Origin of the sequence: Rhodovastum atsumiense (assembly GCF_937425535.1) — a bacterium.
Taxonomy (GTDB): domain Bacteria; phylum Pseudomonadota; class Alphaproteobacteria; order Acetobacterales; family Acetobacteraceae; genus Rhodovastum; species Rhodovastum atsumiense.
Genome location: NZ_OW485601.1, coordinates 5,587,275 through 5,600,034, shown reverse-complemented (window position 1 = coordinate 5,600,034; position 12,760 = coordinate 5,587,275). Strand labels below are relative to the sequence as shown.

Below are 12,760 nucleotides of genomic sequence, written 5' to 3'. Positions count from 1 at the left end.
CCCCCCTTCATCGCACGGTGACCCGCGCCAGGTCCTGGCCATCGGGCGACATGACATGGGTGGAACAGGCCAGGCACGGATCGAAGGAATGCAGCGTGCGCAGGATCTCGAGCGGCTTCGCCGGATCGGCCATCGGCGTGTCCAGCAGCGCCGCCTCGAAGGCGCCGATCCGGCCGGCCGGATCGCGCGGCGAGCCGTTCCAGGTGGTCGGCACGATGCACTGGTAGTTCTCGATCCGGCCATCGGCGATGCGGATCCAGTGACCGAGCGCGCCGCGCGGTGCCTCGGTGAAGCCGACGCCGCGGGCGCGGGCGGGCCAGCTCTGTGGCTCCCACTTGTCGATATTGGCGGTGGCGAGGTCGCCGGCACGGATGTTCGCCACCAGCTTGTCCTGGAAATAGCGCAGCTCGCGCGCGGCCCACTGGCATTCGAGGCCACGCGCCGCGGTGCGCCCGAGCGTGGAGAACAGCGCCGCCACCGGCACGTCCAGCTCGCGCAGCAGCGCGTCCACCGGTTCCTTGAATTCGGGCTTCTTCTGCGCGTAGCCGATCAGGAAGCGGGCGAGCGGCCCCACTTCCATGGCATGGCCCTTCCAGCGCGGCGCCTTGATCCAGGAGTATTTGCCGGCTTCGTCCACCGCCTCGATATTGGTTCGGCTGCCCTTCGCGTTGGGGCCGAGCACGTAGTTGGGTTCGGTGACGCCCTCGAAGGGATGCAGCCCCTGCCCTTCGTCCGGGTACTTGTACCACGAATGAGTGACGAATTCCTGGATCTGCTGCGGGTCCGTCAGGTCGACCGGCAGGATCTCGTCGAGCCGGCCGTTGATGATGGCGCCGCGCGGCAGCTTCAGCGACTCCGGCGAATAGTCGTTCGCGTGCTCGGGAATGTCGCCATAGGACAGCAGCGATTTCGACGAGAGCCCGCCGCCGTACAGCCAGTCCTTGTAGAAACCCGCGATTGCCTTCAGGTCCGGCAGGTAGACCTGCTCGACGAAGGTACGGGCGCTGTCGATGATGGCGGAGACGGCATTCAGCCGCTCCATGTTGATGGCGCCGACCGCGCCGGTGCCGTCGATGTTGATGGCGCAGGGCACGCCACCGACGAGCCAGTTCGGATGCGGGTTCTTGCCGCCATAGATGGCGTGGATGCGCACGATGTCCTTCTGCAGGTCGAGCGCTTCCAGGTAATGCGCCACCGCCATCAGGTTCGCCTCCGGCGGCAGCCGGTAGGCGGGATGGCCCCAATAGGCGTTGCGGAAGATGCCGAGTTGCCCGGACTCGACGAATTTCTTCAGGCGGATCTGCAGGTCCTTGAAATAGCCCGGCGAGGAAAGCGGCCATGGCGAGATCGACTGCGCCAGCGCCGAGGTCGCCTTGGGATCGGCCGAGAGCGCCGAGACCACGTCCACCCAGTCAAGCGCGTGCAGGTGATAGAAATGCACGATGTGGTCATGCACCTGCAGCGTGAGCTGCATGATGTTGCGGATGGTGTTGGCGTTCTCGGGGATGGCGATGCCAAGCGCGTTTTCGACCGCACGCACTGAGGTCAGCGCATGCGTACCGGTGCACACGCCGCAGATGCGCTGGGTGAAGGCCCAGGCATCGCGCGGGTCGCGCCCCTTCAGGATCACCTCGATACCGCGCCACATCGTGCCGGTGGAGACGGCGTTGCGGATGACGTTGTTGGCGTCGACGTTGACCTCGACGCGCAGATGGCCCTCGATCCGGGTGACCGGATCGACGACGACGCGCCGGCCGGAATTGTCCAGGCTGAAGCCGTTCGGGGTCTGGATGCCCATGGCGATGTTCCTTGCTGGCCTGGTCTCAGTCCTGGTCCGGCTTGCGGCCGTTGGTCAGGCGTTTGACAGCGGTGACGCCGGCATGCGCGACCACGCCGGCGGCAACGGCCCCCGCCACGATGCCGCCGACGCGGTCGGCATTGGCCTCGACATCGAAGGTGCGGATGTTGGACAGGCGCTCGTAGAACGGGCCGTTGTCCCAGAACCCTTCCTCCGAGCAGCCGATGCAGCCATGCCCCGACTGGATCGGGAAAGAGACGCCGCCGTTCCAGCGAACCGTCGAGCAGGCATTGTAGGTGGTCGGGCCGCGACAGCCCATCTTGTAGAGGCAATAGCCCTTGCGTGCCGCCTCATCGTCCCATTCCTCGACGAACTGGCCGGCGTCGAAATGCGGCCGACGATAGCATTTGTCGTGGATGCGCTGGGAATAGAACATCTTCGGCCGTCCCTGCCGGTCGAGTTCGGGCAGGCGGCCGAAGGTGACCATGTAGGTGATCACGCCGGTCATCACCTCAGCGATCGGCGGGCAGCCAGGCACCTTGATGATCGGCTTGTCGCGGATGACCTTGTCGATCGGCGTGGCCTGGGTAGGGTTCGGCTTGGCGGCCTGCACGCAGCCCCAGGAGGCGCAGGATCCCCAGGCAATCACCGCCTGGGCGTCCTCGGCCATCCATTTCAGCTTCTCGACGAAGGGACGGCCACCGTCGATGCAGAACATGCCATCGCCGGCGAGCGGCGGGTTGCCCTCCACCGCCAGGATGTAGCCGCCTTTGTGCTTCTCCTTGGTCTCCAACAGGATTTCCTCGGCCTGGTGGCCGGCGGCGGCCATGAGGGTGTCGTCGTAATCAAGCGAGATCATCGACAGCACCACATCCTTCACCAACGGATGCGCCGAGCGGATGAAGCTCTCCGAGCAGCAGGTGCATTCCAGCCCATGCATCCAGATGACCGGCACGCGCGGCTTGGTCTCCAGCGCATGCGCCATCTTCGAGGCGACCAGCGGGCCAAGCCCCAGGCTGGCGGCAGTCAGGCTGCAGAAGCGGGTGAAGCTGCGGCGGGTCATCCCCTGCCTGCGGATCACGTCATAGAACGTTTCCGTGGCCGCACTCATTGCTTGCCTCCCCTGCTTCGGCTGCGCGTTTCATCGTAATCGGGTGTAACGGAACTCAATCAGCAAGAACCGGGCCAAGTCTGGCAGAATGATGCGTCCACGAAAAGACAGCATGTTTCCTGCACACCGGCACCGTGACGACCGCTGTGGGCGGAAAGCAGATGATCAGCGCCGAAAGGCAGATAACCAGCCCGGCACGCGCGAGGTGATGCCCATGTCACGGCGGCCCCGACATGAAGACTTCGCCTTCCGGTTTATCATTTCAGAAGAAACACAACTTCCGTGATCCGTCGCTGATGCGGGGCCGCAGCCCCGGAGCGGGCGCGATCAGCCTCGCGCGGAAGGCATGACCCCGAGCCGGCTCGCCAGCACATGCCCCGCGGTGACAGCCGCGAGGCACAGGATGACGGAGAGCGCGACATTGGCGATGGCCCCGAGCCAGGCATCGTCGCGCGCCAGTTCCAGCGTCTGCAGGCTGAACGAGGAAAACGTGGTGAACCCGCCGCAGAAACCGACCATGACAAAGATGCGCAGCCCCGGATCGGCCTGCAACCGCCCGCCCGGCAGGGTGAGCGTGCCGAAGAAGGAGATGACGAAGCTGCCGACGACGTTGATGAGCAGCGTCCCCCAGGGAAAACCGGCCCCCCACAGCCGGGCTGCGGCAATGCCGACGCCGTAGCGGGCCATGCCACCGAGCGCGCTGCCCAGCGCCACCCACAGATAGGTCATCATCGCATCCGAAGTCCCGTTAGCACGCCTGCGACCGATCGGGCACGTCGCGGCCAGGCGAACGGCACCACACCGATATCGGCCGAAGGATAGCTCATTGCGGAAGGAACCGCCCGCCTGCTCCCGCAGCACTGCTCTGTGCCGATGCGGGGCGATGTGCGGGGGTCTCCCGCCCCTCCCCCCCCTGGGGGGCCAGGCCGGTTATCGCGGGAAAGCAACCTTCGGATGAACACGGATACCCAGACTTCCCTTTGACCCGGCGCAGTTTGTCCGGGAACGGTAACACGCTATTCTCGGGCCAAGAACGGTGGATGCGCCAGGGAAGCATGAAATACCTCCTGATCCATCAGAACATGCCCGGCCAGTTCCGACATCTTGCCCCGGCCCTTGCACGCAATCCGACAAACCAGGTCGTGTTCATGACCAGGCGCAGCGACGTCACCCTGCCCGGCGTCCAGCGCCTGACCTATGCGCCGACCCGCGTCGCTTCGGCCAGCACCCATCATTACGTGCGCCTGTATGAAAACTGTGTCCTGCACGGGCAGCAGGTGGTGCGCGCCTGTCTCAAGCTGGCGAACGAGGGGTTCCGCCCGGACATGATCATCGCCCATCCCGGCTGGGGCGAATCCCTGTTCGTCAAGGACGTCTTCCCCGACGCGAAGCTGCTGAACTACTGCGAATTCTACTATCACGGCCACGGCGCCGATGTCGGTTTCGACCCCGCAAGCCCCGCCTCCATGGACAGCATCTGCCGGGCCCGCGCCCGCAACGCTCACCTGCTGCTGAGCCTGGAAGCCTGCGACCACGGGATCAGCCCCACGCACTGGCAACGCGACCGGCATCCCGAGCCGTTCCGCCACAAGATCTCCGTCATCTTCGACGGCGTCGACACCGATATGGTCCACCCCGACCCGGAGGCCCGCTTCATCCTGCCCGACGGGCGCGCCCTGATGGCCCGCGACGAGGTGGTCACCTATGTCGCCCGCAACCTCGAGCCGTATCGCGGCTTTCCGTCCTTCATGCGCGCGGTGCCGCAGATCCTGCGCGCCCGCCCGGAGGCGCGCATCGTCATCATCGGCGGCGACGAAATCAGCTACGGCCACGCACCGTCCGGACACACGACCTGGCGCGAGGCCATGCTCGCGGAGGTCGGACCGCTCGATCCGGACCGGGTGCACATCCTCCCCCGCATCCCCTATGCCAGCTACCTGACCCTGCTGCAGGTGTCGGCGGCCCATGTCTACCTGACCGTGCCCTTCGTGCTCTCCTGGTCCTGCATGGAAACCCTCGCGGCCGGATGCCTGGTGGTCGGATCGCGCACGCCGCCGGTGGAAGAGGTGATCGAGGACGGACATAACGGTGTGCTGGTCGATTTCTTCGCCCCCGACCAGATCGCCGCCCGTGTCGCGGACTGCCTCGCCGACCGCGCCGGCCAGGACAGCCTGCGCCGCCGTGCGCGCGAGACGGTGCTGGAGCGATACGCGCTCAACCGCTGCCTGCCGGCACAACTGCGCCTGATCGAAAGTCTTGTGGCCTAGCCTCAGCGCCCGGTCCAGATCGGCGGGCGCTTCTCGTTGAAGGCACGGCGGCCCTCAGCGGCATCCTCGGTCAGGGCCAGTGTACCGATCTGCGCTTCCATGAAGCTGGCGGCATGATCGAAATCCAGCGCTTCGATCTGGCGCATCGCATACTTGCCACGCCGGATCGCGGTCGGGCTCTTGTCGAGGATGCGCGCGAGCAGCCAGTCGAGCCGAGCATCCAGATCCGCCTTCGGCACCACGTAGTTCAGCAGGCCAAGCGACAATGCCTCGGTGGCGTCGATCGGCTCGCCACTGAGCGCCAGCTCGTACAGCTTGCGGCGCGGGATCAGATCCTGCAGCACCGCCATGATCTGCATGGGGAAAACACCGACCTTCACTTCCGGCAGGCCGAACCGGGCATGCTCGGCGGCAACTGCCATGTCGCACATGCCGAGCAGGCCCATGCCGCCGGCCATGCAGGCCCCGTTGACGCGCGCGATCAGCGGCAGGGTCAGGTCACGCGCCTGCCGCATCAGCCGCACGAACGGAACCCCGACCTGGGAAAAATCATACTGGAACGACCCGGCCCCCGGGGCGAGATCAACCCCCGCACAGAACGCCCGCTCCCCCACGCCCGTCAGCACCACCGCCCGCAGGAAACTGTCCGCCATGGCCTGGGTGAAGGCATCGGCGATCGCGGCGATGACCGCGTCGTTCATGGCATTGCGACGCTCCTCGCGGTTGATGGTGATCCACATCACCGGGCCACGCGTCTGCACCAGGACCGTCTGTTCGCTCACGTTCCCTTGCTCCCAAGCCTGTTGGCGGGGCGTTGCCCCGCACCCCACCAGGAGGCTTCGCCTCCTGGACCTCCACCAAGGGCTTCGCCCTTGGAACCCATGACTCTGTGCCGCGCAGCGAGAATGGGGTGCAGGGGGCCCCTGCCCCCTGCCGGGTCAAGGGCGGAGCCCTTGCCTTGCTTTTGCTACCCGCGACCCGCTCGGCCGTCCCAGTGTCGCCGCGATCATGTCTCCCGCCGCACACAGCCGATCGAGATCCACGCCGGTGGCGATGCCCATGCCGTGCAGCATGTACACCAGATCCTCGGTCGCCAGATTGCCGGCCGCCCCTTTCGCATAGGGGCACCCCCCCAACCCGGCCACCGCAGCGTCGATCACGGCAACCCCCGTCTCCAGGCAGGCCAACGTATTCGCCAGTGCCTGCCCATAGGTATCATGGAAGTGCAGCGCCAGCCGTGCCACCGGCACGTCCTGCGCCACGCGCTCGACCAAGTGCCGCGCCTGCAGCGGCGTCCCCACGCCGATCGTGTCGCCCAGTGAGATTTCGTAACAGCCCATCGCCGCCAGCCGCGCAGCGACGCCGGCAACCGCCGCCGGCGCGACCGTGCCTTCGTAGGGACAGCCGAGCACGCAGGAGACATAACCCCGCACCCGCATCCCGGCCGCCAGGGCCCGTTCCACCACCGGCGCGAACCGGTCCAGGCTTTCGGCGATCGAGCAATTGATGTTGCGGCGGGAGAACGCCTCGGACGCGGCGCCGAAGACCGCGATCTCCGTGACTCCGGCGGCGAGCGCGCGATCCAGTCCCTGCAGGTTGGGCACCAGCACCGGATAATCGACGCCCGGAACACGCCGCAGCGAAGCCAGCACTTCTTCGGTGCCGGCCATCTGCGGCACCCATTTGGGCGAGACAAAGCTGCCCGCTTCGATGCGGGTCAGGCCGGCGGCAGCGAGCGCCTCGATCAGCGCCACCCGGGTGGCCACGGGCACCTGGATGGGTTCGTTCTGCAACCCATCGCGCGGGCCGACCTCGACGATGCGGACGCGTTCGGGAAAGCTCATGCCGCTTCCTCGGCGGGGGCGAAGGTCACCAGTTCGGTGCCCTCCTCCACCATGTCGTTGACCTCGTGGCGCACGCTCTCGACCCGGCCGTCGATGGGGGCGGCCAGTGTGAGTTCCATCTTCATGGCTTCGAGGATGATCAACGGCGTGCCCTTGGGCACGATGTCGCCGGGCCGGACCAGCACGCGGGCGACGCGTGCCGGGATCGGCGCGGTCAGGCGATCGTCGCCCGCGCTATCGGTGCAAGGCGGCGCGAGCGGATCCACGGCGTGCACCACATGGTTGCGTCCGCCGAAGATTACCGTCAGCTCGGCGCCGCGGCGCACCACGTGCAGGCGGCGGTGCACGCCATCGAGGCGCAGGATCATACCGTCGGTGTCCTCGGTGGCATCGGCATGCACCGAACCCGCCGGCAGATCGAGCACGAAGCCGCCATCGCCGCGCGGATGCGCCCGGACCGGCACCGTTGCTGCTTCGTCGCGCAGCAGCAGATCCTGGTAGCCATCGCCGTTCAAGCGCCAGGCATCGGCCAGCCCCCAGGGCGACCATGTGTCGGCAGATGCCGCCGCCTGCGCCTGCTTGGCCACGAGCTGGTCGCGCAGCAACGCCATCGTCGCCGCCGCCCACACCACCGTGGTGTCCACCGGATTCGCCGCGGCGGGGGGCATCAGCTCCGCCTCGTGCCGGAGGATGAAGCCGGTATCGAGATCCGCGCCTGCGAAAGCCGGATGCGCCGCGATGGCCCGGAGCAGGCCGAGATTGGTCTGCACGCCGGCAACTTCATACTCGGCGAGCGCCGCAGCCAGGCGACGCAGCGCGGCGGCACGGTCCTCGCCCCGGACGATCAGCTTGGCGATCATCGGGTCGTAGTGCGGCGTGATCCTGTCGCCCTGGCGCACGCCGGTATCGACGCGCACATCCGCGCTCTCGCGTGGCTGGCGCAGATGCAGCAGCGGACCGATCGAGGGCAGGAAATCGCGTGCCGGATCCTCGGCATAGATCCGCGCCTCGATGGCATGCCCGCTGATCGCCAACTGGTCCTGCGTGAGCGGCAGGGGCTCGCCGTGGGCGACCCGGATCTGCCATTCGACCAGTTCCTGGCCGGTGATCATCTCGGTGACGGGGTGCTCGACCTGCAGGCGGGTATTCATTTCCATGAAGTAGAAGCCATCGCCCTCGGCGATGAATTCCACCGTGCCGGCGCCGACATATCCCACCGCACGGGCCGCGGCGATGGCGGCCTCGCTCATGGCGCGGCGCCGCGCCGGATCCATGCCGGGCGCCGGCGCCTCCTCGATCACCTTCTGATGGCGACGCTGGATCGAGCAGTCGCGCTCGAACAGCGACACGGTGTTGCCCTGGCGATCGGCGAACACCTGGATCTCGATGTGGCGAGGCCGGGTCAGGTATTTCTCGATCAGCACGCGGTCGTCGCCGAAGGACGACGCCGCCTCGCGTCGCGCGGCTTCCAGCGCCGCCGGGAAATCCGCCGCCCGGGTGACGACGCGCATGCCCTTGCCGCCGCCGCCGGCCGAGGCCTTGATCAGCACTGGATAGCCGATGCGCGCCGCCGCGGCGGTCAGCGTGGCGGGATCCTGGTCCTCGCCGTGATAGCCGGGCACGAGCGGCACGCCGGCGCGTTCCATGATCGCCTTGGCGGTGGCCTTGGACCCCATGGCGCGGATCGCCGCCGGCGGCGGGCCGATGAAGACGATGCCGACCTCGGCGCAGGCCTCGGCGAAGGCCGCGTTCTCCGACAGGAACCCATAGCCGGGATGGATCGCCTCGGCACCGGAGCGGCGCGCGACCTCGATGATCCTGTTGATCACCAGATAGCTTTCGCGCGCCGGTGCGGGACCGATCGGCCAGGCCTCGTCGGCGAGGGCGACGTGGCGGGAATCGGCGTCGGCATCGGAGCAGACGGCAACGCTGGCAATGCCCATCCGCCGGCAGGTCGCCATCACCCGGCAGGCGATCTCGCCGCGATTGGCAATCAGGATTTTCCTGAACATCGCTCCCTCACATCCGGAACAGGCCGAAGCGGGTCGTCTCGACCGGGGCGTTGAGACTGGCCGACAGGGCCAGGCCGAGCACGCGGGCGGTGTCGGCCGGATCGATGATGCCGTCATCCCACAGCCGCGCACTGGCGTAATAGGGATGGCCCTGCGTTTCGTACTGCGCGCGGATCGGGCGCTTGAACGCCTCTTCTTCCGCGGCAGGCCAGGTCTCCCCCCGGGCTTCGAGATTGTCGCGGCGCACCTGCGCCAGCACCGACGCCGCCTGCTCGCCGCCCATCACGCTGATGCGCGCGTTCGGCCACATCCACAGGAAGCGCGGCGAATAGGCGCGGCCGCACATGCCGTAATTGCCGGCGCCGAAGCTGCCGCCGATGATGACGGTGAATTTCGGCACCGCGGCGGTGGCGACCGCGGTCACCATCTTGGCGCCGTCCTTGGCGATGCCGCCGGCCTCGTATTTGCGGCCGACCATGAAGCCGGTGATGTTCTGCAGGAACACCAGCGGAATGCCGCGCTGGGCGCAGAGCTCGACGAAATGCGCACCCTTCTGCGCGCTTTCGCTGAACAGGATGCCGTTATTGGCGACGATGCCGACCGGATAGCCCCAGATATGCGCGAAGCCGGTGACCAGGGTCTGGCCGTACAGGCGCTTGAATTCGTCGAAGGCGCTGTCGTCGACGATGCGGGCGATCACCTCGCGCACGTCATAGGGGCGGCGGCGATCCGCCGGCACCACGCCATGGATCTCCGCCGGATCATGGCGCGGCGGCACCGGTGCGCGCAACGCCAGGCCCGGCCGCTTCACCGTATTCAGTCCCGCCACGATGTTGCGGGCGATGCCGAGCGCATGCGCATCGTTCTCGGCGTAATGGTCGGTCACGCCCGAGGTCCGGCTGTGCACGTCGGCCCCGCCCAGGTCCTCGGCGCTGACCACCTCGCCGGTGGCCGCCTTCACCAGCGGCGGGCCGCCCAGGAAGATCGTGCCCTGGTTGCGCACGATGATGCTTTCGTCCGACATCGCCGGCACGTAGGCGCCGCCCGCGGTGCAGGAGCCCATCACCACCGCGATCTGGGCGATGCCGGCGGCCGACATGGTGGCCTGGTTGTAGAAGATGCGGCCAAAATGCTCGCGGTCAGGGAAGACCTCGTCCTGGTTGGGCAGGTTGGCGCCGCCGGAATCCACCAGGTAGATGCAGGGCAGCCGGTTCTGCGCGGCGATCTCCTGTGCGCGCAGGTGCTTCTTCACCGTCATCGGGTAGTAGGTGCCGCCCTTCACCGTCGCGTCGTTGGCGACGATCATGCACTCCCGCCCGGACACGCGGCCGATGCCGGTGATGATGCCGGCTGCCGGCACTTCCCCGCCATACATGCCGTGCGCGGCAAGTTGCCCGATTTCGAGGAACGGCGAGACGGGATCGATCAGCGCGCGAATGCGATCGCGCGGCAGCAACTTCCCGCGAGAGAGATGGCGCTGCCGCGCCGCCTCCCCGCCGCCCTGGCGGACGGCGTCGACGCTCTGGCGCAGATCCGCGACCAGCGCGCGCATGGCCTCGGCGTTCGCGCGGAACTCCGGCGAAGCCGTGTCGATGGCGGTGTCCAGGACCGGCATGGCTGGAACTCTCCCTTCACACGCGCGGAGAAACGGGGCAGCGGTCAGGCGCTCTCGGTGTACAGCTCGCGCCCGATCAGCATCCGCCTGATTTCACTGGTGCCGGCGCCGATTTCGTAGAGCTTGGCGTCGCGCAGCAGGCGACCGGTCGGGTAGTCGTTGATGTAGCCGTTGCCGCCCAGGCACTGGATCGCCTCCAGGGCCATCCAGGTGGCGCGCTCGGCGGCGAACAGGATCGCACCCGCGGCGTCCTTGCGGGTGGTGCGGTCGCGGTCGCACGCCTTCGCGACCGCATAGACATAGGACTTGGCCGCGTTCATGGTCGTATACATATCAGCGACCTTGGCCTGCATGATCTGGAATTCGCCGATTGGTTGGCCGAACTGGCGGCGCTCGTGCAGATAGGGAAGCACCACGTCCAGGCAGGCCTGCATGATGCCGAGCGGCCCGGCCGCCAGCACCGCGCGTTCGTAATCAAGCCCGCTCATCAGCACGTTGACGCCACGGCCGACCGTGCCGAGCACGTTTTCTTCCGGCACCTCGCAATCCTGGAACACCAGTTCGCAGGTGTTGGAACCGCGCATGCCCAGCTTGTCGAGCTTCTGAGCGGTGGAAAAGCCCGGGAAGCCTTTCTCGACCAGGAAGGCGGTGATGCCGCGCGGCCCTGCGGCGGGGTCGGTCTTGGCATAGACCACCAGCACGTCGGCATCGGGGCCGTTGGTGATCCACATCTTGTTGCCGTTGAGGATGTAACGGTCGCCGCGCCGCTCCGCCCGCGTGCGCATGCCGACCACGTCCGACCCCGCGCCCGGCTCGGACATCGCCAGCGCGCCCACATGCTCGCCCGCGACCAGCTTCGGCAGGTAGCGCCGCTTCTGCGCCTCGTTGCCGTTGCGGTGGATCTGGTTGACGCAGAGATTGGAATGCGCGCCGTAGGACAGGCCGACCGAGGCCGAGGCGCGGCTGATCTCCTCCATCGCCACCACGTGTTCCAGGTAGCCCATGCCGGCGCCGCCGTATTCCTCGCCGATGGTGATGCCGAGCACGCCGAGATCGCCGAACTTGCGCCACAGATCGGCCGGGAACTCGTTCGCGGCATCGATCGCGGCGGCGCGCGGGGCGATCTCGGCGGCGGCGAAATCCTCCACCTGGGCGCGCAGCATGTCGACGGTCTCGCCGAGACCGAAATCGAGGCCGCGCAAGTGGTTGCTCATCCCGGGTCCCTCCCAAGCCATTCCCGGTGGCGCCCGCCAGAGGCGGGCCACACCGGCATTTTTACGAACAGTCGTGTGTTTCCGATACGGTCATACGTTAGTTTCGAATTGACTGCAAGATCACTTTCTCAGTAAAACTGGCGGTGCCACCCAGATGTTCCCAGGAGAGGGCATGACCCGCAACGCCGGCTCGCACGGCCCGACCACAGCCGCCTCGATCCGTCGGGTCGGGCTGAAACTGATCTATGAGCATGGTTTCAACGCCATGAGCCTGCGCCAGCTCGCCGCCGAGGTCGGATTGCAACCGGCCTCGCTCTACAACCACATCCGCACCAAGCAGGGATTGCTGTTCGGATTGGTTCACGATCATATGCTGGCGTTGCTGGAGCAGTCCGCGCAGGCGCTGGCCGCCGCCCCGCAGGGGGATCCGGTCGGCCGGCTGCGGGCCTTCATCGCGCATCACCTGCTCTATCACATGGAAAAGAAGCGGGAGGTCTATATCGCCAATTTCGAGCTGCGCTCGCTCGAACCGGCGAACTACCGCATCATCGTGGCCTTGCGGCGCACCTACGAGGAACGGCTGATCGCCCTGCTGGAGGAAGGGGTGGCGGCCGGGGTGCTGGACGTGCATGACGTCCCGGTGACCGCCTATGCCATCCTCGCCATGCTGACCGGCGCCTGCACCTGGTACAAGCCGGAAGGCCGCCTGTCCAAGCCGGAGATCGTGGCGCTGCACACGGATCTGGTGCTGAAAGGATGCCTGCGCACCGCCGAGGCGCCGCAAGGGCGCGGCCCCGACCTCTCCAAGCTCACCGGGCAGCCGCCGCTGCGACGCGGCAACCGCCCCACCCCACCTGCCGCCGGACATGAGGCGCCGGCCTGACCGGCGCCCGACATCC

The 12,760-nt window shown here is 67.3% G+C and carries 10 protein-coding genes; 2 read left to right on the top strand and 8 right to left on the bottom strand.

Annotated features, from left to right (window positions below; translation table 11 throughout):
* Positions 1-7: 7 nt before the first annotated feature.
* The 3 genes from NBY65_RS25220 to crcB all read right to left on the bottom strand — a co-directional run bounded on the left by NBY65_RS25220 (position 8) and on the right by crcB (position 3,641).
* Complete coding sequence (locus NBY65_RS25220; RefSeq protein ID WP_150044660.1) at positions 8-1,798, bottom strand: nickel-dependent hydrogenase large subunit; 1,791 nt, start codon at positions 1,796-1,798, stop codon at positions 8-10.
* Positions 1,799-1,823: 25 nt separating this feature from the next.
* Positions 1,824-2,909, bottom strand: coding sequence for a hydrogenase small subunit (locus NBY65_RS25215; RefSeq protein ID WP_150044662.1), 1,086 nt, complete (start codon positions 2,907-2,909; stop codon positions 1,824-1,826).
* Between the two features lie 327 nt (positions 2,910-3,236).
* Positions 3,237-3,641 carry a fluoride efflux transporter CrcB gene (crcB, locus tag NBY65_RS25210; RefSeq protein ID WP_203330704.1) on the bottom strand — a complete coding sequence of 135 codons (405 nt, stop codon included), beginning with the start codon at positions 3,639-3,641 and terminating at the stop codon, positions 3,237-3,239.
* Between the two features lie 308 nt (positions 3,642-3,949).
* Here crcB and NBY65_RS25205 point away from each other — a divergent pair, with 308 nt between their 5' ends.
* The gene (locus NBY65_RS25205) at positions 3,950-5,176 is read left to right on the top strand and encodes a glycosyltransferase family 4 protein (RefSeq protein WP_348539798.1); all 1,227 of its coding nucleotides are present in this window, start codon (positions 3,950-3,952) and stop codon (positions 5,174-5,176) included.
* Between the two features lie 2 nt (positions 5,177-5,178).
* Here the strand turns inward: NBY65_RS25205 and NBY65_RS25200 are convergent, their stop codons facing one another.
* The 5 genes from NBY65_RS25200 to NBY65_RS25180 form a co-directional block, all read right to left on the bottom strand.
* Positions 5,179-5,958: an enoyl-CoA hydratase-related protein gene (locus tag NBY65_RS25200; RefSeq protein ID WP_150044667.1), complete on the bottom strand. Its 780-nt coding sequence runs from the start codon at positions 5,956-5,958 to the stop codon at positions 5,179-5,181.
* A gap of 156 nt (positions 5,959-6,114) precedes the next feature.
* The gene (locus tag NBY65_RS25195) at positions 6,115-7,020 is read right to left on the bottom strand and encodes a hydroxymethylglutaryl-CoA lyase (RefSeq protein WP_150042691.1); all 906 of its coding nucleotides are present in this window, start codon (positions 7,018-7,020) and stop codon (positions 6,115-6,117) included.
* Positions 7,017-9,032 carry an acetyl/propionyl/methylcrotonyl-CoA carboxylase subunit alpha gene (locus NBY65_RS25190; RefSeq protein ID WP_150042692.1) on the bottom strand — a complete coding sequence of 672 codons (2,016 nt, stop codon included), beginning with the start codon at positions 9,030-9,032 and terminating at the stop codon, positions 7,017-7,019. The genes NBY65_RS25195 and NBY65_RS25190 overlap by 4 nt, the downstream gene beginning before the upstream one ends.
* Before the next feature lie 7 nt (positions 9,033-9,039).
* Positions 9,040-10,647 (bottom strand): carboxyl transferase domain-containing protein, encoded by a 1,608-nt coding sequence (locus NBY65_RS25185; RefSeq protein WP_150042693.1) that lies wholly within the window; start codon positions 10,645-10,647, stop codon positions 9,040-9,042.
* Between the two features lie 44 nt (positions 10,648-10,691).
* Positions 10,692-11,861: an isovaleryl-CoA dehydrogenase gene (locus NBY65_RS25180; protein ID WP_150042694.1), complete on the bottom strand. Its 1,170-nt coding sequence runs from the start codon at positions 11,859-11,861 to the stop codon at positions 10,692-10,694.
* A gap of 172 nt (positions 11,862-12,033) precedes the next feature.
* On the opposite strand from NBY65_RS25180, the gene NBY65_RS25175 reads away from it, so the two are divergent.
* The gene (locus NBY65_RS25175; protein ID WP_150042695.1) at positions 12,034-12,744 is read left to right on the top strand and encodes a TetR/AcrR family transcriptional regulator; all 711 of its coding nucleotides are present in this window, start codon (positions 12,034-12,036) and stop codon (positions 12,742-12,744) included.
* Positions 12,745-12,760 lie beyond the last annotated feature (16 nt).

Excerpts from the sequence above, each read along its gene's own strand:
- NBY65_RS25215 (WP_150044662.1), bottom strand. The coding sequence starts at position 2,909 with ATGAGTGCGGCCACGGAAACGTTCTATGACGTGATCCGCAGGCAGGGG.
- NBY65_RS25175 (WP_150042695.1), top strand. The coding sequence starts at position 12,034 with ATGACCCGCAACGCCGGCTCGCACGGCCCGACCACAGCCGCCTCGATC.
- NBY65_RS25180 (WP_150042694.1), bottom strand. The coding sequence starts at position 11,861 with ATGAGCAACCACTTGCGCGGCCTCGATTTCGGTCTCGGCGAGACCGTC.
- NBY65_RS25220 (WP_150044660.1), bottom strand. The coding sequence starts at position 1,798 with ATGGGCATCCAGACCCCGAACGGCTTCAGCCTGGACAATTCCGGCCGG.
- NBY65_RS25185 (WP_150042693.1), bottom strand. The coding sequence starts at position 10,647 with ATGCCGGTCCTGGACACCGCCATCGACACGGCTTCGCCGGAGTTCCGC.
- NBY65_RS25190 (WP_150042692.1), bottom strand. The coding sequence starts at position 9,032 with ATGTTCAGGAAAATCCTGATTGCCAATCGCGGCGAGATCGCCTGCCGG.
- crcB (WP_203330704.1), bottom strand. The coding sequence starts at position 3,641 with ATGATGACCTATCTGTGGGTGGCGCTGGGCAGCGCGCTCGGTGGCATG.
- NBY65_RS25205 (WP_348539798.1), top strand. The coding sequence starts at position 3,950 with ATGCGCCAGGGAAGCATGAAATACCTCCTGATCCATCAGAACATGCCC.
- NBY65_RS25195 (WP_150042691.1), bottom strand. The coding sequence starts at position 7,020 with ATGAGCTTTCCCGAACGCGTCCGCATCGTCGAGGTCGGCCCGCGCGAT.